Source organism: Mycolicibacterium sp. Y3 (assembly GCF_051188035.1).
GTDB classification, from domain to species: Bacteria; Actinomycetota; Actinomycetes; order Mycobacteriales; family Mycobacteriaceae; genus Mycobacterium; species Mycobacterium fluoranthenivorans.
The window spans coordinates 489,311-511,639 of record NZ_JAVQLT010000001.1; the positions used below are offsets into that span (position 1 = coordinate 489,311).

Genomic DNA, 22,329 nt, shown 5'->3' on the forward strand with positions numbered 1-22,329 from the left:
GGAACCTTTACCAACCCGTGGCCGAAGGCACCTCGAGCGGCGCTTATACCCTGTTTGGCGTGACAGACGCCCCGGCGGACACCGACGCCTCCCCTGATGCCGACGCTCCGAGCCATCGCTACAACGCGCAACTGGCCGGTGCGATAGAGGCCGACTGGCAGGAGCGGTGGAACGTGCTCGGCACGTTCAACGTGCCGAACCCGGTCGGTTCGCTCGCGCCCGCCGACGGCGGATCCGTGCCCGCGGACAAGATGTTCGTCCAGGACATGTTCCCGTACCCGTCCGGTGACGGCCTGCACGTGGGGCATCCGCTCGGCTATATCGCCACCGACGTGTACGCGCGCTACTTCCGGATGACCGGGCGCAACGTGCTGCACGCTCTGGGGTTCGACGCGTTCGGTCTGCCTGCCGAGCAGTACGCCGTACAGACCGGCACGCATCCGCGCACCCGCACCGAGGCGAATATCGTCAACTTCCGGCGCCAGCTGGGCCGGCTGGGTCTGGGCCACGACACCCGGCGCAGCTTCTCCACCACCGATGTGGACTTCTACAAGTGGACGCAGTGGATCTTTCTGCAGATCTACAACGCTTGGTTCGACCCTGCCCTCAACCGCGCCCGCCCCATCGCCGAACTGATCGCCGAATACTCCTCGGGGGCGCGCCCGGTGCCCGACGGCCGGGACTGGGCGACGCTGTCGGCCGGCGAGCGCGCCGATCTGGTCGACGGTCACCGCCTGGTCTACCGCGCCGACTCGATGGTCAACTGGTGCCCCGGGCTGGGCACCGTGCTGGCCAACGAAGAGGTGACCTCCGACGGGCGCAGCGACCGCGGCAACTTCCCGGTGTTCCGGAAACGCCTGCGGCAGTGGATGATGCGGATCACCGCGTACTCCGACCGGCTGCTCGATGATCTGGACCACCTGGACTGGCCGGACAAGGTCAAGGCCATGCAACGCAACTGGATCGGCCGATCCACGGGTGCCAGCGTATTGTTCGGCACTGACGCCGGCGACGTCGAGGTGTTCACCACCCGGCCCGACACGCTGTTCGGCGCGTCGTATCTGGTGCTGGCCCCCGAACACGATCTGGTCGACGTGCTGACGGCGGGGATCTGGCCGGCCGGAGTCGACGAGCGCTGGACCTACGGCGCGGCCACCCCGGCGGAGGCGGTGGCGGCCTACCGGGCGGCCATCGCGGCCAAATCGGACCTGGAGCGCCAGGAGAACAAGTCGAAGACCGGGGTGTTCCTGGGCGCCTACGCCACCAATCCGGTGAACGGACAACAGGTTCCGGTCTTCATTGCCGACTACGTGCTGGCCGGTTACGGCACCGGCGCCATCATGGCGGTGCCCGGTCACGACCAGCGGGACTGGGAGTTCGCCACCGAATTCGGCTTGCCGATCGTGGAAGTGATCCGTCGGCGGGCAGGAGCGGAGCGACCGGGGGATCAGTCCGGCGGTGATGTTTCGGAGCAGGCGTATTCCGGCGACGGAGAACTGGTCAACAGCGACTACCTCAACGGGCTGAGCGTCGCGGACGCCAAGGATGTGGTGGTGTCCCGGCTGGAGGCCGACGGCCGCGGCCGCGCACGTGTCGAATTCAAGCTGCGGGACTGGCTGTTCGCCCGCCAGCGCTATTGGGGTGAGCCGTTCCCGATCGTCTACGACGCCGACGGCCGGGCGCATCCGCTGCCGGAATCTGCCCTCCCCGTGGAACTTCCGGACATCCCGGACTATGCGCCGGTGTCCTTCGACCCGGATGACGCGGACAGTGAGCCGTCGCCGCCGCTGGGCAAGGCCACCGAATGGGTGCACGTCGAACTCGATCTGGGCGATGGGCTGCAGTCCTACACCCGGGACACCAACGTCATGCCGCAGTGGGCGGGCAGCTCCTGGTACGAGCTGCGCTACACCGACCCGCAGAACCCGGACGAGCTGTGCGCCAAGGAGAACGAGGCCTACTGGATGGGTCCGCGGCCCGAGATCCACGGCCCGCGTGACCCGGGCGGCGTGGACCTCTACGTCGGCGGCGTCGAGCACGCGGTGCTGCACCTGCTGTACTCACGGTTCTGGCACAAGGTGCTCTTCGACCTGGGGCACGTCAGCTCCAGTGAGCCGTACCGCCGTCTGATCAACCAGGGCTACATCCAGGCCTTCGCCTACACCGATGCACGCGGCAGCTATGTGCCCGCCGCCGAAGTCGTGGAACGCGACGGGAAATTCTGGTTCGAGGGCCAGCAGGTCAACCAGGAGTTCGGCAAGATCGGTAAGAGCCTGAAGAACTCCGTCTCGCCGGATGAGATCTGCGACGCGTACGGCGCGGACACCCTGCGCGTCTACGAGATGTCGATGGGTCCGCTCGAGGCGTCCCGGCCCTGGGCCACCAAGGATGTCGTCGGTGCGCACCGCTTCCTGCAGCGGGTGTGGCGTGCGGTGGTCGACGAGACCACCGGTGCCGAGCGGGTCGCCGAGCATGAGGCATTGTCCGACGACACGCTTCGCGCCCTGCACAAGACCATCGCCGGGGTGGCCGAAGACTATGCGGCACTGCGTAACAACACCGCCGCGGCCAAGCTCATCGAGTACACCAACCACCTGACCAAGGAAGGGGTGACGGCCCGCGCGGCCGTCGAGCCGCTGGTGCTGATGGTCGCCCCGCTGGCACCGCACCTGGCCGAGGAGCTGTGGCGCCGTCTGGGCCACGAGACCCCGCTGGCGCACGGCCCCTTCCCGGTCGCCGACGAGCGCTATCTGGTGGACGACACCGTCGAACTGCCGGTTCAGGTGAACGGCAAGCTGCGCGGCAAGATCACGGTGCCGGCCGATGCGGACAAGGCGGCCCTGGAGGCCGCGGCGCTCGCCGACGAGAAGGTGCTGGCATTCCTCGATGGAGCCAGCCCGAAGAAAGTCATCGTGGTGCCGGGCAAGCTGGTCAACCTCGTCGTCTGAGGGGAACCCCCGAGCGGTGGGGCATGGTCCCCACCGTTCGGTTAGTTTCCACCGCCGATGAGCACGTATTCGCCTTTTCGCATATCGGCGCGCGGATACTGGGCTCCAGGACCGCGCGATGTCGGCGGAAATCCCGTCTGAGAGAACGACATACGGTGATCGCGGTCCGGGTTGGAGTGCGCGATGAGTGATAACCGGATCGTCGTCTACAAGGGTCCCGGCAAGGTGGCCGTCGAGACACTGCCGTACCCGAAACTCGAGGTGCCCGCCGAGGTCGCCGAGGCGATGGGGATGAGCCGTAAGGCCGACCACGGTGTCATCCTCAAGTGCGTGTCGACGAATATCTGCGGTTCGGATCAGCACATGGTGCGCGGACGGACCACGGCGCCGATCGGCCAGACCCTGGGTCACGAGATCACCGGCGAGATCGTCGAAAAAGGTTCGGACGTACAGTTCCTGGAAGTCGGGGACATCTGCTCGGTGCCGTTCAACATCGCCTGCGGGCGCTGCCGGAACTGTCGCGAGGGGCAGACCGGGATCTGCCTGAACGTCAACCCCGCCCGCGCGGGCTCGGCCTACGGGTACGTCGACATGGGTGGCTGGCTCGGCGGCCAGGCCGACTACGTCATGGTGCCGTTCGCCGATTTCAACCTGCTGAAGTTCCCCGACCGTGATGCCGCGCTGGCCAAGATCCGCGACCTCACGATGCTGTCGGACATCTTCCCCACCGGCTATCACGGCGCCAAGACGGCGGGCGTCACCACGGGGTCGACGGTGTACGTCGCCGGCGCGGGGCCGGTCGGTCTGGCCGCCGCGTACTCGGCACACCTGCTGGGTGCGGCCGTGGTGATCGTCGGTGACCTGAATGCCGAGCGCCTCAAGCAGGCCGAATCATTCGGTTGCGAGACCATCGACATCAGCGCCGACGCCACGCTGGAAGACCAGATCGCCGACATCCTGCACACCAATGAGGTCGACTGTGCAGTCGACGCAGTGGGATTCGAGGCCAGCGGGCACGGCCACGGGGCCGGGGAGCAACCCGCCGCGGTCCTGAACTCGATCATGAGCGCCACCCGGGCCGGTGGATCGCTCGGGATTCCGGGCCTCTACGTCACCGGCGATCCGGGCGGGACGGATGACGACGCCAAGCACGGCACACTCAAGGTCCGACTGGGTCTGGGCTGGGCGAAGAGCCACAGCTTCTACACCGGGCAGTGCCCGGTGCTGAAGTACAACCGCGGCCTGATGATGAGCATCCTGCACGACAAGGCCCACATCGCCGATGCGGTGAACGCGACCGTGATCGGGCTGGAGGACGCCCCGGAAGGCTATGCCGCATTCGACTCAGGCGTGGCGCAGAAGTTCGTGCTGGACCCGCACGGCATGGTCCCGGCCTGAGGTCAGCGGGGGCGGACGACGATCTCGTGCACGTGGCCATCCTCCGGGGTGGCCACGGCATGGGCGACGATCTCGGCGACGGTTTCCGGGCGCAGGAACCGCGCCGGGTCGTAGTCCTTCTCCCCGCCCGATTCATAGGCGACCAGATCGCGCTGCATCTCGGAATCGGTGCGGCCCGGAAACACCGAGGTCACCCGCAGCGACGGTTCGTCGGCGCGTAGCGAATCGGCGAACGCCCGCAGCGCGAACTTGCTCGCCGAATAGGACGCCATACCTGCGGATACGGTGCGGCCGGCACCGGAATTGATGAACACCACCTGCCCGCGGGCGGCCCGCAGCTGCGGCAGCAGCGCCAGCGTGAGCGCCACCGCGCCGGTCACGTTCACCTCGAAGCTGGCCCGCCACTGCTCGACCGAGGATTCCCCGACCCGCCCCGGGTAGAGCACGCCGGCGTTGTGGACCAGCACGTCGAGCTCGCTGAGCACCTCCGTGGCGGCCTCGATCGAGTCCGGGTCGGTGAGCTCCAGCGGCCAGGTCGGGGCACCGAGACGTTCGGCGAGCGCATCGAGCCGCGCCGAGGGCCGGCCGGCCAACAGCAGGGTGTGGGTGGGGGCGAGCGCGGCGGCGATGGCAGAGCCGATGCCGCCGGCGGCGCCCGTGATCAATGCGGTCGGCACCAGTCGAGGGTACCGATCGCGACGTGCCAATCTGCAGAATGACGTCCGGCGTCGCATGATTGATGCGATGCCCCCCGATCCGAGCTTCGCCCCCACGCAACTCGCCGCCCGCGCGGCCTATCTGCTGCGCGGCAATGACCTCGGCGTGATGACCACCGCGGCACCGCTGCTGTACCCGCACATGTGGAGCTGGGACGCCGCCTTCGTCGCGATCGGCCTGGCGCCGCTGAGCGTCGAGCGGGCCGTCGTTGAACTCGACACCCTGCTGTCCGCACAGTGGCGCAACGGCATGATCCCGCACATCGTGTTCGCCAACGGGGTAGACGGCTACTTCCCGGGCCCGGCCCGGTGGGCCACCTCGGCGCTGGCCGCCAACGCCCCCCGCACCAGGCACACCTCCGGTATCACCCAGCCGCCGGTGCACGCCATCGCCGTGCAGCGGATCCTGGACCGCGCCAAGACCAGGGGCCGCTCCACCCGAGCCGTCGCCGAGGCCTTCCTGGACCGGCGCTGGGCCGATCTGGTGCGCTGGCACCGGTGGCTGGCCGAGAGCCGCGATCAGCAGGGCCACGGCCGCGTCACGCTGTACCACGGCTGGGAATCCGGCATGGACAACTCGCCGCGCTGGGACAGTGCCTACGCCAACGTGATTCCGGGCAACGTGCCCGAATACCAGCGCGAGGACAACAAGATCAACACCGACGCGACACAGCGTCCGTCGGATCTGGAGTACGACCGCTACCTGTGGCTGCTCGAGGAGATGAAGTCGGTGCGTTACGACGACGAGCTGCTGCCCAAGGTGATGAGCTTCGCCGTCGAGGACGTCTTCGTCTCGGCGGTGTTCTCGGTGGCCTGCACCGTGCTGGCCGAGATCGGTGAGGACTACAAGCGTCCGCACGCCGATGTCCGCGACCTGTACGCCTGGGCCGACCGGTTCCGCGCCGGTGTGATCGAGACTGCCGATGAACGATCCGGTGCGGCAAGGGATTTCGATCTCAGATCGGAGAAGTGGGTGGCCACCGAGACGGTCGCGCAGTTCTCCCCGCTGCTGTGCGGCGGCCTGCCGCACGACAAGGAGCGGGCCCTGCTCAAACTGCTGGAAGGCCCGCGGTTCTGTGGGCATCCGGACCTGAAGTACTCGCTGATCCCGTCCACCTCGCCGGTATCGCGGGACTTCCGGCCGCGGGAGTACTGGCGTGGCCCGGTGTGGCCGGTGATGACATGGCTGTTCTCGTGGTGTTTCGCCCGGCGCGGCTGGGCCGAGCGGTCATCGGTGCTGCGCCGGGAAGGGTTGCGCCAGGCCAGCGATGGCACGTTCGCCGAATATTACGAACCGTTCACCGGCGAGCCGCTCGGCAGTATGCAGCAGTCCTGGACCGCTGCCGCGGTACTTGACTGGTTGGGCTAGTTGGACTTCTCGGTCGGGGGTTGATCGCCCAGCCGATCCAGGGAGCCGAGCGCGGCCGCCAGCGTGCGCTGGTCGTCCTCGGTGAGCTTAGCCACCATCTCGGCCAGGAACGCGCGCCGGGCCTCCAGTGCCTCGCGGTGTTGGACGAGACCGCGAGGGGTCACCTCGACCAGGACCGCACGCAGGTCCGAGGGGTCGCGGGAACGCTTGACCAGCCCGAGCTTTTCCAGGCGGCGGATGGCGACCGTGGTGGTGGGGGTGCGGACGCGCTCATGGGCGGCCAGTTCGGTCATCCGGATGGGCCCGCAGTCCAGCAGAGTCAGCAGGATCGACAGCTGGGCCAGCGTCAGGTCACCGGCCTGGCTCTTGTTGGTGGTGTCACCGCGACGCAGCACGGAGAACAGCTTGGAAAGCACCCGCTGGAGCTCCCCGGCCAGCTCAGCGACCTGCGGTTCGGTCTCGACCATAATTCGCTAGTCTAACCTGTCTGTTCCTGCCAGGTCGGCTCCGTGACGAAGTTTCCCGTCACGCGGACCTCACAGTACCTGCGACAGGAAACGGCGTAACCGTTCCGTTTCGGCCGCCTCGAAAATCTGCTCCGGCGGACCGGATTCGACGACCTTGCCGTGATCCATGAACACCACGGCGTCGGCGGTGGACCGCGCGAAGCCCATCTCGTGGGTGACCATGACCATGGTCATCCCGCCCGAGCCGAGTTCGGCGATCAATTCCAGGATGCCCTTGACCAGTTCGGGATCCAGCGCGGAGGTCGCTTCGTCGAAGAACATCACCTGCGGCGACATCGCCAGTGCCCGCGCGATGGCAACCCGCTGCTGCTGGCCGCCGGACAGCGTGGCCGGCCGGACATCGGCCTTGTGCCGCAGACCAACCCGGTCCAGTTGGGCCAGACCGAGCTCGCGCGCCGCCTCGACGGACATGCCCTTGAGCTTGCGCGGCGCCAGCGTCACGTTGTCCAGCACGGTGCGGTGCGGAAACAGGTTGAACTGCTGGAACACCATGCCGATCCGCTGGCGCAACACATCGGGGTTGTCCTTGAGCACCGAACGGCCGTCGAGCAGGATGTCACCGCGGTCGGGTTCGTAGAGCCGGTTCAGGGTGCGCAGCAGAGTCGATTTCCCCGAGCCCGACGGCCCGATGATCGCGGCGGTGCTGCCGGCGGGTACCTGGACGTCCACCCCGCGCAGCACCTCGTTCGGCCCGAACGAAAGATGAATGTCCCTGGCTGCCAAGGAAACCGCAACTTTCCCCGTCGCTTCGCTCGCCCCTGGGTCGGCCATCAGATCATCTCCTCTTGCACCGGGGCCGGCCGGCGGCCGGTGCGCAGGCGCTCGTCGATGACGTTCACCAAATGGGTCAACGGGACGGTCAGCAGCAGGTAGAACAAGCCGGCCGCCACCAGGGGGGACAGGTTACCGGTTTGGGCGTTGAGGTCACGTCCCACCTGGAACAGCTCCCGCTGGTTGGCGACCAGGCCGAGGAAGTACACCAGCGAGGACGCCTTCAGCAGCGAGATGAACTGGTTCACCAGCGCGGGCAGCACGCGGCGCACCCCCTGGGGCACCACCACCAGCCGCATCGACGAGCGGTAGCTGAAGCCCAGTGCGCGCGAGGCTTCCAACTGTCCGGCCTCCACGCTCTGGATGCCGGACCGGAAGATCTCGCCGACATAGGCCGCCGACATCAACCCGAGCGCGGCGATCCCGAGCGGGTACGGGTTGTTCCCGGTCAGGCCGCCCACGATGGGTCCGATACCCAACCCGATGACCAGGATGATCACCACCTCGGGCAGGCCGCGGAAGATATCGGTGTACACCCGCGCCGGCCAGCGCAGCCACCTCGAGCGCGAGATGCCCGCGATGGCCAGCACCAGACCGAGGATCACCCCGATGACGGCGGCGCCGGCGGTGAGGATCAACGTGTTCGGCAGCCCCGTCTTGAACAGATCGGGGATGGCTTGCCGGTAGAGGTCCCAGTCCAGGAACGCCGCACCCAATTGGGCCAGCGTGGATTTGGGCGCGGCGCCGCCCGCGGCGGGTGCGCCCGCGTGTTGGGCCGCGATCGCCGCGAAGTCCGGAAGTTGCGGCACCGGAGTGGCTTTCGAGCCCGGCTTCCAACCCGGCGGTAACGCGCGGGGCACCCAGTCGGCGTACAGCCGAGCCCAGGTGCCGTCGGCGATCACCGCATCCAGCCCCGAGTTGAGCGCGTCGATGAGCGCCTTGTTCTCCTTCGCGACGGCCCAGGCGACGAAATTGTCCAGGCTGAAGGTGTTTTCGACGATGACGGCCGGATCGCCCGGCTGCACGGTGCCGACCGCCTGCTGCGACGGCGCGACCCACGCGTCGATCTGACGGGTCTTCAGGCTGGCGTAAACGGTGTTGTAGTCGGGGAACTTCACCGGATCCAGGTGCAGGGTGTCCACCACATAGGCTTCCTGCACGGTGCCCTGGACGACGCCGATCCGCTGCCCTTTGGCCAGTTGCGAGAACCCGGCGATGGGCGACCCGGACGGGACGACCAGCGAGAAGTAGCCGAAGTCATAGCCATTGGTGAAGCCGACGGTCTTACGCCGCGCGTCGGTGGTGGTGATCGAGGACGACCCGACGTCGAAGCGACGGGAGGCGACCTGGGCGAGCAGGCCGGAGAAATCGGTGCCGACGAAGTTGATCTTCAGGCCGATCCGGTCGGCGACGGCGCGCAGCAGTTCGTTGTCGAATCCGGTGAACTGGCCGGCGGCGTTGATGCAGATGCTCGGTGGCGCATCGGACAGGGTGCCCACGGTGAGCACCCCGGGGACGCCGAGTCCCAGCGCCTTGATGTCGATGCTCTGCGGCGGTTCGACGCCGGCGGTGGTGTACCGGTCGGCGCCGGGACCCTTGGCGGCGGCCGCCAGGTTCGTCGGGAGGGCACTGGCACTGTCGACGCCGGGCGGGGCGCACTGGTCGGCGTGCGCGGGTGCGGCCAACGCCAGCGCACCGGCCATCATGGCGATCAGCACGCAGAGCACCGCCCGGCCGACACGGTTGGGAACAGACGTCATCGTGGCAACGTAGCCGGTGCGCGACGGAAGGCGGCGAATTCGGCTCATTAGGAATCCCGGCGCGCGCCGCCGGACGGTATCAGCGGTGCGAGTACGCCGCGGCGCACCAGCTCGGCGAGCATGACCCGGCCCATATGAGCCGCCCCCGTCTCACATGCGGCGCGTGCGGCATCGGGGTCCCCGTCGGCGATGGCGTTGGTCTCGGCCTCGTAGTGCGCCAGCAGCGCCGGCCCGACATGTTGGTGGTCGGCCCAGAACGCCCGGGGGATGAACGTCTGCGCCGCACCGATCGCGGCCTGCAACCGCGGTCCGGCATGGTGCTCGACCAGCAGCTGCCGGTACTGCCACGCGATGTCGTGGAAGTTCTCGCTGCGCAGCGCACCGACGAGTTCCTTGAGCCGTCCGATGGTCTCGGTGCTCGCCTCGGCGGCCGCACCCGCCGATACCAGACCGTTGAGCACCCCGTACAGGTGGTAATGCTCCTGCAGCACGTGCGCGTCGAAACGCGCGATGAACGCGCCGCGGTGATAGCGGGTGGCCACGACACCGTCGTGCTCCAGCTGTGCGACGGCCTCCTGGACCGGGACCCGGCTCGTCCCCAGCGCGGCGGCAAGTTCGTTGCGGTCCAACCGATCTCCGGAACGGAGCTTGCCGGTCAGGATCAGCTGCGCGACGTGGGCGACCACCTGGTCACGTTCGTTGACGCCATACCGCTTGGGCATGTCACCGGCGGCTGTCGCGCCACCGGACCAGTTCTTCGGCCGCCGAGAGGTCGTAATCCGGGCCGTTCACCCCGACTGTCAGCAGTGAAACACCCAGTGCGGTCACCGCTTCGGCGTTGGCGATCAGGCCGTCGCCGCTGCGGTCGACGCCGGCTGACCGCTCGATTGCGGCCGGGTCGCGCCCCGCGTCGGCGCAATGCCGGTCCAGCACGGCCGCCTTGTCCGGGTAGGTCTCCGCGGTGGTGAATCCATGCCAGATGTGCGCGTACTGGGCGACCAGTTTGAGTGTCTTGCGTTCCCCTTGACCGCCGATGAGGATGGGGATCTCGCGCACCGGCTGGGGGTTGAGTTTGCCCAGCCGGGAAGTGATCCGCGGCATGGCCTCGGCCAGGTCGTCGAGTCTGCTTCCGGCGGTGCCGAATTCGTATCCGTACTCGTCGTAGTCCTTCTCCTTCCAGCCCGATCCGATGCCCAGGATCAACCGGCCGTCGGAGATGTTGTCGACGGTGCGGGCCATATCGGCGAGCAGCTCGGGATTGCGGTAGGAGTTACAGCTGACCAGCGCGCCGATCTCGATGCGCGAGGTCTGCTCGGCCCAGGCGCCCAGCATGGTCCAGCATTCGTAGTGCGCACCGTCGGGATCGCCGTAGAGCGGGAAGAAGTGATCCCAGTTGAACGCGATGTCCACGCCGAGGTCTTCACAGCGGCGCACGGCGTCGCGGAGGTGACCGTAGTTGGGGGAGTGCTGGGGCTGCAGCTGAACGCCGATACGAGTCATAGAGACCAACGGTAGCGCTACAGCCCGATCGCGCCACCGTCCCGCCATACCGCGACCACCGCCGGGCGGGCCGGTGCGGTGCCGCCGTCGGGCCAGTGCGACAGCGGGTTGTCCAGGCTGTGATCGTCGCCCTCGCCGGGATGCTGCACGCTGACGGTGACCAGGTCGTCGGTGACGACGGGTCCGCAGGTTTCCGCACCGACCGGCACCGTCAGGAACTGTTTGGTCTCGCCGCGTCGGTTCCCGTCCAGGGCCACCGCGAACAGGCCGTCGTTGGACTTCAGCGCGTTCCCGTCGGTGGAGATCCAGAGATTGCCGTGCCCGTCGAAGGCGACATTGTCGGGGCAGGAGATCGGACTCACCTTGGTTTTGTCGAAACCACCGAAGTAGGTGTCGGCCGCGGCCGGGTCGCCGCACACCAGCAGCAGATCCCAGGTGAACGAGGTGCCGCCGTGGTCGTCGGTGATCTCCAGGACCTGACCGTTCTTGTTCTCGTTGCGCGGGTTGGCCGCATCCGGTTTGGCCTTGCCCTCGGCACCGCGTTTGTCGTTGTTGGTCAGCGCGACGTAGAGCTTGCCGGTCTTGGGGTTGGCCTCGAAATCCTCCGGGCGGTCCATCTTGGTGGCACCGGCCTTGTCGGCCGCCAGCCGGGTGAACACCGCGACATCCTGCGCCGAGATCCCCTCGATCAGCGATTCGGCCAAGCCGGCGGGCCCGGAGTGCAGCAACGGGATCCAGGTCCCGGTGCCGGCGAACGCGCCCGCGGCGGGAAGCTTGCCGCTGCCGTCGATCTCGGTGGCCGGGATATCGCTGGACAATTTCGCCACGTACAGCGTGCCCTCGTCGAGCAGCGTCATGTTGTGCGCAAAATTACCGGGTTGGATCTTCTTGTCCGACACGAACTTGTACATGTAGTCGAAGCGCTCGTCGTCACCGGTGTACACCACGACGGTGCCGTCGCCGGTGACGTAGACATTGGCCGCCTCGTGTTTGAAGCGGCCCAGCGCCGAGTGTTTGACGGGGACCGAAGCCGGATCCCACGGGTTGATCTCGATGACGTAGCCGAACCGGTTCACCTCCAGCGGTGTCTTGGCCAGGTCGAAGCGCGGATCGAAGTTCTCCCACTTGAGTTCCGACGGCTCGGTGAGCACGCCGTAGCGCTTGTACCGGGCCGGGTCGGCGGGTGCCGTGCCTTCGGCCGCGCCGAAATAGGTGTGGAAGTTCTCTTCGCCGGAAAGGACGGTGCCCCAAGGGGTCACACCACCCGAGCAGTTGGCGAAGGTACCGATCACGGTGCGCCCGGCCGGGTCCGCGGCGGTCCGCACGGCGGGTGATCCGGCCGCGGGCCCGGTCAGGGTGAACGGTGTGTCGGCGGTGACGCGGCGGTTGTAGCGGCCCATGACGGGGCGTAGCCCACCCTGCGGGCTGCGCTGCACCTCGACGACGGACAGGCCGACCGCGCCGGTCTCGATGTCGAACTGCTCGCGGGTCGGCGCGTCGGCGTCGTAGCCGTGGAACATGAACTGCGGGCTGACGTATTCGTGGTTGCTCACCAGCAGGTAATGCCCGGCGACGCCCTCGATGGGCAGCAGCGCGGCGAAGTCGTTGTTGAACCCGAACTGTGCGCGCTGCGCGGCGCCGGTCTGGCGCTTGATATCGAACACCGGCGCGCCCGGCAGGACCGGGTCACCCCAGGCGATCACCACGCGCTGCTGGTAGCCGTCGGGGACCACGACGGCGTCCTCGGTATTGGGTGCGACGCTCTCGAACCGCATCCCGGGCAGCGGTTCGCCGGATGGCGCGGTGGAAGACGAAGGTGCGGTGGATGTTTCGCCGGCGCAGGCGGCGAGTGCCGATCCGGCACCGACGGCCAGCACCGCGACACCGGTCGCGCGCAGCACCGACCGCCGCGACATCGCCGCCACGATATCGCCGAAGTAGGCGTTGTCACTGGTGTTGGGGGCGGGCCTGGAACAGGCGTCCCCGCACCGGTTGCGGCAGGTCACATGCTGGCGCGACGACCGGCCCTGGTGCGCGACAAAGAGATTCAGCGGTACGAGCGACATGGGTGCACAGGTCCTTCCCCCGGGCCCGTTTGAATTGTCGGCACCGCCGACGTCGGCCGCGGGCTGGGCGGCCGGTGGTGGTGAACTTACGTGAACCTGGCAATCAGCTGGTGAACGCCTGGCAACGTCTCGGGGTCAGCCCAGCACATCCTTGAGCAGTGCGACCAGGGCGGCCGGCTGGTCGCCCTGCACGGAATGTCCCGCGCCGTCCACGACGTGGGTGCGCCGGAAGCCCGGGGCGGTGCGGGCGAAGGTCGCGGCGTCCTCGTCGTTGACGAAGAACGAGTTGGCGCCCCGGATGAGCGTGGTGGGCATGCTGATGGCCGGTACGTCATCCCAGAGTCCCTCGAACCCGTCGCCTTTGCGGAACGAGTCGTAACGCCACGTCCAGGAGCCGTCGTCGAGCTGTTTGGAGTTGTGGAACACCCCGCGCCGCAACGAGTTCCGGTCCCGGTGGGGTGCCGCGGCGACGGTGGCCTCCAGGATGGCCTCGAAGGTGGGAAAGGTCCGGTTCTCCTGAACCAGTGCGACGGTGCCCATCTGAGCCTTGGTCATCTCGGTGTGCCGTTCGGGAGCCGACGGTGTGACGTCGACGAGGACGAGCTCGGGCACCAGCGTGGGTTCGGTGGCCGCGATGCGCAGCGCCGTCAGCCCGCCCAGGGACATGCCGACCACCAGCCGGGTGTCGGGGGCGTGCTCGCGCAGGATCGGCGCGATGGCCTGGGCTCCGAGCTTGGGGCCGTAGTCACCGTCCGCGCGCCACGCCGAGCGGCCGTGCCCGGGCAGGTCGATGGCCAGGGCCGGCACCTCGAGCCCGAGGATGACGGTGTCCCAGGTGTGCGCATTCTGTCCGCCGCCGTGCAGGAACACCACCCGGGGTGACTCGGTACCCCATTTGAGGAAGCTGACCCGGCCGGCGTCGACGCGCGTCACCGGCGGGATCGCGGTGGCGCCGATCTGTGCGGCGTTCTCGTGCAACAGGCCGAACTCGTCGAGGTCGGCCAGGTCGTCATCCGGGATCTGTGGAGTCATACCCGCAATCATTACGGGTACGACTCCACAAATCGCCGGTTGGGGTTATCCGTGGATGAAGTTCTCCAGCTCGGTGCGGGCGACATCGTCGGCCAGCTGCTTGGGCGGGCTCTTCATCAGGTAGGCCGAGGCCGGGATGATCGGGCCGCCGATACCGCGGTCCTTGGCGATCTTCGCGGCGCGCACGGCGTCGATGATGATGCCGGCCGAGTTCGGCGAGTCCCACACCTCGAGCTTGTACTCCAGGTTCAGGGGCACATCGCCGAAGGCGCGGCCTTCCAGACGCACATAGGCCCACTTGCGGTCATCGAGCCACGCGACATGGTCCGACGGGCCGATGTGCACGTTCTTGTCATCGATCTTGCCGGCCAGCGAGCCGGTCAGGTTCGACGTGACGGCCTGGGTCTTGGAGACCTTCTTGGATTCCAGGCGCTCGCGCTCGAGCATGTTCTTGAAGTCCATGTTGCCGCCGACGTTGAGCTGGTAGGTGCGGTCCAGGGTGACGCCGCGGTCCTCGAACAGCTTGGCCATCACGCGGTGGGTGATCGTGGCGCCGACCTGGCTCTTGATGTCGTCACCGACGATCGGGACACCGGCGTCCTCGAACTTCTTGGCCCACAACGGATCCGAGGCGATGAACACGGGCAGGGCGTTGACGAACGCCACCTTGGCGTCGATGGCGCACTGGGCGTAGAACTTGTCGGCCTCGTCGGAGCCGACCGGCAGGTAGGACACCAGCACGTCGACCTTGGCGTCCTTGAGTGCCTTCACCACGTCGACGGGCTCGGCGTCGGAGATCTCGATGGTCTCGGCGTAGTACTTGCCGATGCCGTCCAGAGTCGGCCCGCGCTGCACGACGATATCCGTCGGCGGCACGTCGGCGATCTTGATGGTGTTGTTCTCCGAGGCGAAGATGGCCTCCGAGAGGTCGAAGCCGACCTTCTTGGCATCGACGTCGAACGCGGCGACGAACTTCACGTCGCGCACGTGGTACTGGCCGAACTTGACATGCATCAAGCCGGGGACCGAGGCGTTCTCGTCGGCATCCTTGTAGTACTGGACGCCCTGGACGAGTGAGGACGCGCAGTTGCCCACGCCGACGATAGCGACCCGAACTTCGTTCGACTCAGACATGTAACGCTCTCCTTCTCTTACTGAACTTCGTGCTGGATGCTGATCAGGGTTGTGACTCCGGGTGGCCCTGCGCCACCCGTTCGGCTGCGATCAACTCGTTGAGCCATTTCACTTCGCGCTCACTGGATTCCAGGCCCAGCTGATGCAACTGCTTGGTGTAGCGATCGAAGGAACTGCTGGCCAGGGCGATGGCTTCCCGGAGGCCCTCGCGACGTTCCTCGACCTGGCGCCGCCGGCCTTCCAGAATTCGCATCCTGGCTTCGGCCGGTGTGCGATTGAAGAAGGCCAGGTGTACCCCGAAACCGTCGTCGGTGTAGTTCTGTGGCCCGGTGTCGGCGACCAGCTCGGTGAAGCGTTGCGTGCCCGATTCGGTGAGCTGGTAGACGCGCCGCGCCCGACGGACCTTGAGGGTGCCTTCGGGTGCCGCGTCCTCGACGATCAGGCCGTCGGCCTGCATGCGCCGCAGTGCCGGGTAGAGGGAGCCGTAGGAGAACGCCCGGAACGCGCCCAACAGCCCGGTCAGCCGTTTGCGTAGTTCGTAGCCGTGCATGGGCGACTCGAGCAGCAGTCCGAGAATGGCGAGCTCCAGCACCGAATCACCTCCCCCTCAGAGCGAACCTTGGACGTACTTGTCAAAGTCGAACGAATGTCACGTCGACTCAACACGTCGGGCAATTGTATCGCGCCGATATATTCGGCGCTACGTGTGCCCGATATGCCGGGCGACGTATCGGGCTATCCGGCGTAGTTCACGCGTTTGATGGTGCCGTCCCCGTTGAGCTCGATATAGCCGCTGTTGCCGAACTTCGGTGACACGTAGACGCTGATCTCGATGGCCCCGGGCGGGGCGGTGATATCGCTGTTGGGCTCGATGCTGACGTGGGTGCTCTTCACCTCGGCGGGGTTGATGCCCACGCTCTGCGCGGCGCCCCGGATGATCCCGACCATCTTCGGGATGTCGAATGCGCCCAGGTCGACCACCTTGTCGCCGTCACTCACATTCGTCTCGGACGGATCGTCCCAGCCGCCGCGGTAGTAATAGTTCAGCGCCCGCCGGGGCTCCTTCGGATCGGGGCGGGTCAACGAGGCGTAATCCTCGAAGATCGTGATGCTGTAGCCCTTGGTATCGCCGAACTTCTGCCGCATCTGCTCGAACAGGCCGGTCAGCCCGCCCAGTGACTGCAATTGCCTGGGCGGCGTCAGCACGGTGGCCGGGATGCCGTCGGCCTTGGCGCCGGGGTCGGTGGTGAAACTCAGCGGTGAGGACGAGTTGCCGTACAGGCCCGAGCCGATGGCGATGCCCAGCATCACCAGCACGGCGGCCGTCGCCACCCGAAGGCCCCAGCCCCCGCCGGCGGCAGTGCCCGCCAGGGTCCGTTCCGGTTTCAGGTTGGGCAGAGTCACCGGGGCATTGCCCACCTGGAGATCGCTGACCAGATTCTGCAGCGCGCCGAGGGTGGCCGCATTGGTGGCCGCGCTGACGCGCTCGCGGTGCTCCTCCATGGACAGCTGACCTTCGGACAATGCGGTGTCGAGCACCTTGCACGTGTCATTGCGGTCGGTGTCTTTGGCCCGCGTTGCTGCTGTCTGCCGTGTCGCCACGCGATGATCGTAGAAGTCCCTATGTTCTGACTGCAGGTCAGCTGGGATTCTCGATGCGTTTCACCTTCGCGGACGGGTCGAGATAGAGGTAACCGCTGGAGCCGGATTTGGTGGTGATCTTCACCAGCAGCTCGAGCCCGCCCTCGGCGGCGACATGGTCGATATCGAGATAGCTGCTCGACACGTCGGCCGGCGCGATGTTCAGCATCCCCGGGGCGGCGGCCAGTGCCGCGGCGGTGGCCGGAATGTCGAAGGCGGCCAGATCGGTCAGGTCGTCGCCATCGGACCGCGCGCGCGTGGACGGATCGTCCCAGCCGCCGCGATAGGGGTAGACCACCTTCGACTGCTCATCGGCCGGGTCGGGCCGGGCCAGCGATGCCTGGTCGGTCCCGATGGCGAGTTCGTAGCCCATGGTGTCGCCGAACCGGGCGCGCATCGCCTCGATGACGGCACTCAGGCCTTCGACGGTGTGCAGGTCGCGCACCGGGGTGATGACGGCCGGGGGCACGGTGTCGGGTGCGACGGTCGGCGCCGGCGGCGCGAGTGCCACAGGTGATTCGGGCACCGGCGAGGCCGGACCCGGGTTGCTGGCCGGGGCGTCGTCACCGCCCCAGTCGACGGCCGTGGCGAGGACGACCAGGACCGCCGCGGTGATACCGGCCGCAGCCACCAGCACGTTGCGCTTGGCGCGGGTGCGGGCGGGAGGCTGGTCCTGCTCGGTCGGCTGCAGATCGGCCACGAGGGCCTCCAGCTCGCCGAGGGTGGTGGCCGTTACGGCGGTCTGCACCCGGCGCCGGTGCTCCTCCCCGGAGAGCTGCCCGTCAGCCAGGGCGTTGTCCAGAAGATGGCAGGTCGCGTCACGGTCACTGTCCTTCGCCCGTGTGCGTGCAGCCATGGCGAAGATCGTATTGCCGGGGGTGCGACAGCGCCGACGCACAGCGTTCTTCAGCGGCCGTCCTCACTCCGCTGCCGGGGTCCCGACGTACTCTGGTGAGCGTGCGATTGCAGCGACAGGTGGTGGATTACGCGCTCCGGCGCCGATCCCTGCTGGCCGAGGTGTATTCCGGACGTACCGGGGTGACCGAGGTGTGCGACGCCAATCCCTACTTATTGCGTGCCGCGAAATACCACGGGAAACCCAGTTCGGTGATGTGCCCGATCTGCCGCAAGGAGCAGCTCACCTTGGTGTCCTGGGTCTTCGGTGACCATCTCGGTCCGGTGTCGGGCTCTGCCCGCACCGCCGAGGAGCTGGTGCTGTTGGCGACGCGCTACGACGAATTCGCGGTACACGTGGTGGAGGTATGCCGGACCTGCAGTTGGAACCATCTGGTCAAGTCGTATGTGCTCGGCGCGCCTCGGTCGCCGAAGGCGCCAAAGGCCCCCCGCACTCGAACGGCGCGTTCCGGCGCGCGTACGGCCAGTGAATAGCGAAGGGCGCCATACGAGGTCAGCGGGTGATGCCGAACGCGAGCACACCGCTGCACCGGGCGCACACCGCCGGGCGAACGTTCCGCCCGATGACCGTCAGACCACCCTGTTGCCGCCCGTGCGCAATGCCACCGCGGCGCACCTGCGTGACCCGATCGATGTCGTCAAGGCCGCATTGGACGGCGCGCCGCCGCGCAAACCACCACCGCCGGCACCCCCGCGCCCGCCCGCGGGCGGACCTCCGCCCGGGCCGACTGGACCTTCCAGGGCGCCGGGCCGCAGCTTCCAGTGGAAGTGGGTGCGCCGCGCCGTCTATCTCGGGCTGGTGCTGTTTCTGGTCCTGCCGTTCGTCACGTTCGCGATGGCCTATCTCATCGTCGACGTGCCCAAACCCGGTGACATCCGCACCGCGCAGGTCTCGACGATCCTGGCCAGTGACGGCAGCGAGCTGGCGAGAATCGTTCCGCCCGAGGGAAACCGCAACGACGTCAGCATCAATCAGATCCCGGTGCACGTCCGCGATGCGGTGATGGCCGCCGAGGACCGCGACTTCTACAGCAACCCGGGCTTCTCGCTGTCGGGGTTCGCGCGCGCCTTCAAGAACAACATCTTCGGCGGTGACCTGCAGGGTGGCTCGACCATCACGCAGCAGTACGTCAAGAACGCCTTGGTCGGCGATGCCCGCTCCGGGGTGGGCGGGTTGGTCCGCAAGGCCAAGGAACTCGTCATCTCGACGAAGATGTCGCGGGAATGGGGCAAGGACCAGGTTCTGGAGTCCTACCTCAACATCATCTATTTCGGACGCGGGGCGTATGGCATCTCGGCCGCGGCCAAGGCGTATTTCGACAAACCCGTCGAACAACTCGATGTCGCCGAGGGCGCTCTGCTGGCGGCGCTGATCCAGCGGCCCTCCACGCTGGACCCCGCGGTCGATCCCGAGGGCGCGGCCGAGCGGTGGAACTGGGTGCTCGACGGCATGGTCGACATCGGTGCGCTGTCCAAGACCGACCGGGCCGCCCAGGTGTTCCCGCCGACGGTGCCGCCCGAGCAGGCCAGCGCGGCGAACCAGACCACCGGTCCCAACGGCCTGATCGAACGGCAGGTCACCAAGGAACTGCTGGACCTGTTCAACATCAACGAGCAGACGCTGAACACCGAGGGCCTGCAGGTCACCACGACCATCGACCCGACCGCGCAGAAGGCGGCCGAGGATGCCGTCACCAAGACGCTCGACGGGCAGATGCCCGATATGCGCGCGGCCGCGGTCTCGATCGACCCGAAGACCGGCGGCATCAAGGCCTACTACGGCGGCTCCGACGCCCAGGGTTTCGATTTCGCCCAGGCCGGTCTCCCGACGGGGTCGTCGTTCAAGGTGTTTGCTCTGGTCGCCGCGCTGCAGCAGGGTATCGGCCTGGGTTACCAGATCGACAGCTCGCCGGTGACGGTCAACGGCATCAAGATCACCAACGTCGAGGGCGAGGGTTGCGGGGTCTGCAATATCGCCGAGGCGTTGAAGCGGTCGCTCAACACCAGCTACTACCGGCTGATGCTCAAGCTCAAGAACGGGCCGCAGGACGTGGCCGACGCCGCGCACCGCGCCGGCGTCGCCGAGAGCTTCCCCGGTGTCGAGCACACCTTGAGCGAGGACGGCAAGGGCGGACCGCCCAACAACGGAATCGTGCTGGGCCAGTACCAGAGCCGGGTGGTCGACATGGCCTCGGCCTATGCGACGCTCGCCGACTCGGGCGTCTACCACAAGCCGCACTTCGTGCAGAAGGTCGTCGACGCGGACGGCAAGGTCCTCTTCGATGCCTCGCAGCAGGACAACAGCGGCGAGCAGCGCATCGACAAGGCCGTGGCCGATAACGTCACCGCGGCGATGCAGCCGATCGCCGGTTGGTCCAGGGGACACAACCTGGCCGGGGGCCGTGCCTCGGCGGCCAAGACCGGTACCAACCAGCTCGGCGACACCGACGCCAACCGGGACGCCTGGATGGTCGGGTACACGCCGTCGCTGTCGACGGCGGTGTGGGTGGGTACCACTTCGGGTACCAAGCCTCTGGTCAACGAATGGGGCGGACCGGTGTACGGGTCCGGGCTGCCGTCCGATATCTGGAAGGCCACGATGGACGGTGCGCTCAAGGGCACCGACAACGAGACCTTCCCCAAGCCGACCGATATCGGTGGCTACGCGGGCGTGCCGCAGGCACCCCCGCCGCCGCCCGTGGCGCCGGTGCCGCCCCCGCCGTCGGAGACCGTCATCCAGCCGACCCTGGAGATTGCGCCCGGTGTGACCATCCCGTGGGGTCCGCCGACCACGGTGCCGCTGGGACCGCCCCCGCCGGGTGATCCCAATGCGCCGGCGCCGCCGCCCGGCCCGCCGCCGCCACCGTGACCGAACCGGAAGAGCAGCAGACGGTTTCCCCGGCACCGCTGGCGCGTGATCTGCGCAGCGCTCATGACCGGGACCTGCCCAGCCGCACGGATGTGATCGGTGCGGCGCTGTCGCACACCATCGGTGGCCCGGTGGGGCGGCACGCGCTCATCGGGCGCACGCGGTTCTTCACCCCGCTGCGGGTGATGCTGGTGATCGGTGTGATCTTCCTGGCGCTGGGCTATTCGACGAAGGCCGCGTGCCTGCAGTCCACGAGTACCGGTACCGCGGCCCAGCGTGTCGCCAACTGGCAGAATCAGCGGGCTTACTACGAGTTCTGCTACTCCGATACCGTGCCGCTCTACACCGCGGAACTGTTGAACCAGGGCAAGTTTCCGTACAAGTCCAGCTGGGTGGACACCGACAGCACCGGCAAGCCCAACGTCCAGTACGACGGCAGCCCGGCGATCCGCTATATGGAATATCCGGTGCTGACGGGTATCTACCAGTACCTGTCCATGACGCTGGCCAAGACGTATTCGGCTCTGACGAAGCTGGTTTCGGTGCCGTTGGTCGCCGAGGTGGTGATGTTCTTCAACATCTCCGCGTTCGGGTTGGGGCTGGCGTGGCTGGCGACAATATGGGCGACGGCCCTGCTGGCCGGGCGGCGGATCTGGGATGCGGCGTTGGTCGCTGCCTCACCGCTGGTGATCTTCCAGATCTTCACCAACTTCGATGCGCTGGCCGCCGCGTGTGCGGCCGGCGCGATGCTGGCGTGGGCACGCCGAAAACCCGCTGTGGTGGGTGTGCTCATCGGTGTCGGGGTGGCGCTCAAGCTGTACCCGTTGCTGCTGTTGGTGCCGCTGGTGATCTTGGCGCTGCGCACCGGGCGATGGCGGGCCACGGGGACCACGGCACTGGCCGCGGTGGCCACCTGGATCGTGGTGAATCTGCCTGTGCTGGTGCTGTTCCCGCGCGGCTGGTCGGAGTTCTTCCGGCTCAACACCCGCCGCGGTGATGACATGGATTCGCTGTACAACGTGGTGAAGTCGTTCACCGGGTGGCGTGGCTTCGATCCCGATCTCGGGTTCTGGGAGCCGCCCTCGGTCACGAATGCGGTGACGGCGGTGTTGTTCGTCGCGTGTTGTGTGGGGATCGCGTACGTCGCGCTGACCGCACCGCACCGGCCGCGGGTGGCGCAACTGGCCTTCCTGGTGGTCGCCGCCTTCCTGCTGACCAACAAGGTGTGGAGCCCGCAGTACTCGCTGTGGCTGGTGCCGCTGGCCGTTCTCGCCCTGCCGCACCGGCGAATCCTGTTGGCGTGGATGACGATCGATGCGCTGGTGTGGATACCGCGAATGCTGTACCTGTACGGGGAGCAGAACCGCGGGTTACCGGAGCAGTGGTTCACCGCGACGGTGTTGCTGCGCGATATCGCGGTGTTCGCGTTGATCGCGTTGGTGATCCGACAGATCTACCGGCCCGATCTGGATCTGGTGCGCCATCACGGCACCATCGACGATCCGTCGGGCGGCGTGTTCGACGGGGCGTCCGACGCCTTCCCGAAGTGGCTGCCGGAGCGGTGGCGACCGCGCCAGGTTCTGGTGGGGCCCGAGCCCGCCTCGGATGCCGAGCTGGCCGACGCCGCCCGCTGACACGAATTCCGACGTTTCGGCGGTTCATGCGCCGCGATAGCCACCAAAA

18 protein-coding genes are annotated in these 22,329 nt (G+C 67.5%); 6 read left to right on the forward strand and 12 right to left on the reverse strand.

Annotated features, from left to right (window positions below; translation table 11 throughout):
* The first annotated feature begins 59 nt into the window (after positions 1 to 59).
* Both leuS and fdhA read left to right on the forward strand, forming a co-directional pair.
* Positions 60 to 2,948: a leucine--tRNA ligase gene (gene leuS, locus QN239_RS02365; RefSeq protein WP_499008019.1), complete on the forward strand. Its 2,889-nt coding sequence runs from the start codon at positions 60 to 62 to the stop codon at positions 2,946 to 2,948.
* 183 nt (positions 2,949 to 3,131) lie between these two features.
* Positions 3,132 to 4,346: a formaldehyde dehydrogenase, glutathione-independent gene (fdhA, locus tag QN239_RS02370; RefSeq protein WP_090359499.1), complete on the forward strand. Its 1,215-nt coding sequence runs from the start codon at positions 3,132 to 3,134 to the stop codon at positions 4,344 to 4,346.
* A gap of 2 nt (positions 4,347 to 4,348) precedes the next feature.
* Here the strand turns inward: fdhA and QN239_RS02375 are convergent, their stop codons facing one another.
* Positions 4,349 to 5,023: an SDR family oxidoreductase gene (locus tag QN239_RS02375; protein WP_499008020.1), complete on the reverse strand. Its 675-nt coding sequence runs from the start codon at positions 5,021 to 5,023 to the stop codon at positions 4,349 to 4,351.
* Positions 5,024 to 5,090: 67 nt separating this feature from the next.
* Between QN239_RS02375 and ggh the strand changes: the two genes are divergently transcribed.
* The gene (gene ggh / locus QN239_RS02380) at positions 5,091 to 6,431 is read left to right on the forward strand and encodes a glucosylglycerate hydrolase (RefSeq protein ID WP_499008021.1); all 1,341 of its coding nucleotides are present in this window, start codon (positions 5,091 to 5,093) and stop codon (positions 6,429 to 6,431) included.
* Here the strand turns inward: ggh and QN239_RS02385 are convergent.
* The 11 genes from QN239_RS02385 to QN239_RS02435 all read right to left on the reverse strand — a co-directional run bounded on the left by QN239_RS02385 (position 6,428) and on the right by QN239_RS02435 (position 17,718).
* The gene (locus tag QN239_RS02385; RefSeq protein ID WP_499008022.1) at positions 6,428 to 6,898 is read right to left on the reverse strand and encodes a MarR family winged helix-turn-helix transcriptional regulator; all 471 of its coding nucleotides are present in this window, start codon (positions 6,896 to 6,898) and stop codon (positions 6,428 to 6,430) included. The two genes, ggh and QN239_RS02385, sit on opposite strands and share 4 nt — an antisense overlap.
* A gap of 69 nt (positions 6,899 to 6,967) precedes the next feature.
* On the reverse strand, positions 6,968 to 7,729 hold the full coding sequence (locus QN239_RS02390) for an amino acid ABC transporter ATP-binding protein (protein ID WP_499008023.1): 762 nt from the start codon (positions 7,727 to 7,729) through the stop codon (positions 6,968 to 6,970).
* Entirely contained in the window at positions 7,729 to 9,435 is a 1,707-nt protein-coding gene (locus QN239_RS02395; protein WP_499016510.1) for an ABC transporter substrate-binding protein/permease, read from the reverse strand. Before QN239_RS02395 ends, QN239_RS02390 begins: the two co-directional genes overlap by 1 nt.
* A gap of 101 nt (positions 9,436 to 9,536) precedes the next feature.
* A complete protein-coding gene (locus QN239_RS02400) occupies positions 9,537 to 10,211 on the reverse strand; it encodes a GntR family transcriptional regulator (protein ID WP_499008024.1) in 675 nt (224 codons plus the stop codon).
* 1 nt (position 10,212) lies between these two features.
* Positions 10,213 to 10,989, reverse strand: a complete 777-nt coding sequence (locus tag QN239_RS02405; RefSeq protein ID WP_499008025.1) for an LLM class F420-dependent oxidoreductase — start codon at positions 10,987 to 10,989, stop codon at positions 10,213 to 10,215.
* Positions 10,990 to 11,006: 17 nt separating this feature from the next.
* Positions 11,007 to 13,055 (reverse strand): PhoX family protein, encoded by a 2,049-nt coding sequence (locus QN239_RS02410; RefSeq protein ID WP_499008026.1) that lies wholly within the window; start codon positions 13,053 to 13,055, stop codon positions 11,007 to 11,009.
* Positions 13,056 to 13,190: 135 nt separating this feature from the next.
* Positions 13,191 to 14,087 (reverse strand): Rv0045c family esterase, encoded by an 897-nt coding sequence (locus tag QN239_RS02415; protein WP_499008027.1) that lies wholly within the window; start codon positions 14,085 to 14,087, stop codon positions 13,191 to 13,193.
* A gap of 45 nt (positions 14,088 to 14,132) precedes the next feature.
* Entirely contained in the window at positions 14,133 to 15,221 is a 1,089-nt protein-coding gene (locus QN239_RS02420) for an inositol-3-phosphate synthase (RefSeq protein ID WP_499008028.1), read from the reverse strand.
* A 43-nt stretch (positions 15,222 to 15,264) separates the two neighbouring features.
* Positions 15,265 to 15,813: a PadR family transcriptional regulator gene (locus QN239_RS02425; RefSeq protein WP_499008029.1), complete on the reverse strand. Its 549-nt coding sequence runs from the start codon at positions 15,811 to 15,813 to the stop codon at positions 15,265 to 15,267.
* A gap of 143 nt (positions 15,814 to 15,956) precedes the next feature.
* On the reverse strand, positions 15,957 to 16,823 hold the full coding sequence (locus QN239_RS02430; RefSeq protein ID WP_499008030.1) for a DUF1707 SHOCT-like domain-containing protein: 867 nt from the start codon (positions 16,821 to 16,823) through the stop codon (positions 15,957 to 15,959).
* Between the two features lie 37 nt (positions 16,824 to 16,860).
* Complete coding sequence (locus tag QN239_RS02435) at positions 16,861 to 17,718, reverse strand: DUF1707 SHOCT-like domain-containing protein (protein WP_499008031.1); 858 nt, start codon at positions 17,716 to 17,718, stop codon at positions 16,861 to 16,863.
* Positions 17,719 to 17,819: 101 nt separating this feature from the next.
* On the opposite strand from QN239_RS02435, the gene QN239_RS02440 reads away from it, so the two are divergent.
* The 3 genes from QN239_RS02440 to QN239_RS02450 all read left to right on the forward strand — a co-directional run bounded on the left by QN239_RS02440 (position 17,820) and on the right by QN239_RS02450 (position 22,280).
* A complete protein-coding gene (locus QN239_RS02440) occupies positions 17,820 to 18,251 on the forward strand; it encodes a DUF5318 family protein (RefSeq protein WP_090359708.1) in 432 nt (143 codons plus the stop codon).
* Positions 18,252 to 18,360: 109 nt separating this feature from the next.
* The gene (locus tag QN239_RS02445; protein WP_499016512.1) at positions 18,361 to 20,646 is read left to right on the forward strand and encodes a transglycosylase domain-containing protein; all 2,286 of its coding nucleotides are present in this window, start codon (positions 18,361 to 18,363) and stop codon (positions 20,644 to 20,646) included.
* Entirely contained in the window at positions 20,643 to 22,280 is a 1,638-nt protein-coding gene (locus tag QN239_RS02450) for a glycosyltransferase family 87 protein (protein ID WP_499008032.1), read from the forward strand. Before QN239_RS02445 ends, QN239_RS02450 begins: the two co-directional genes overlap by 4 nt.
* The last annotated feature ends 49 nt before the right edge of the window (positions 22,281 to 22,329 follow it).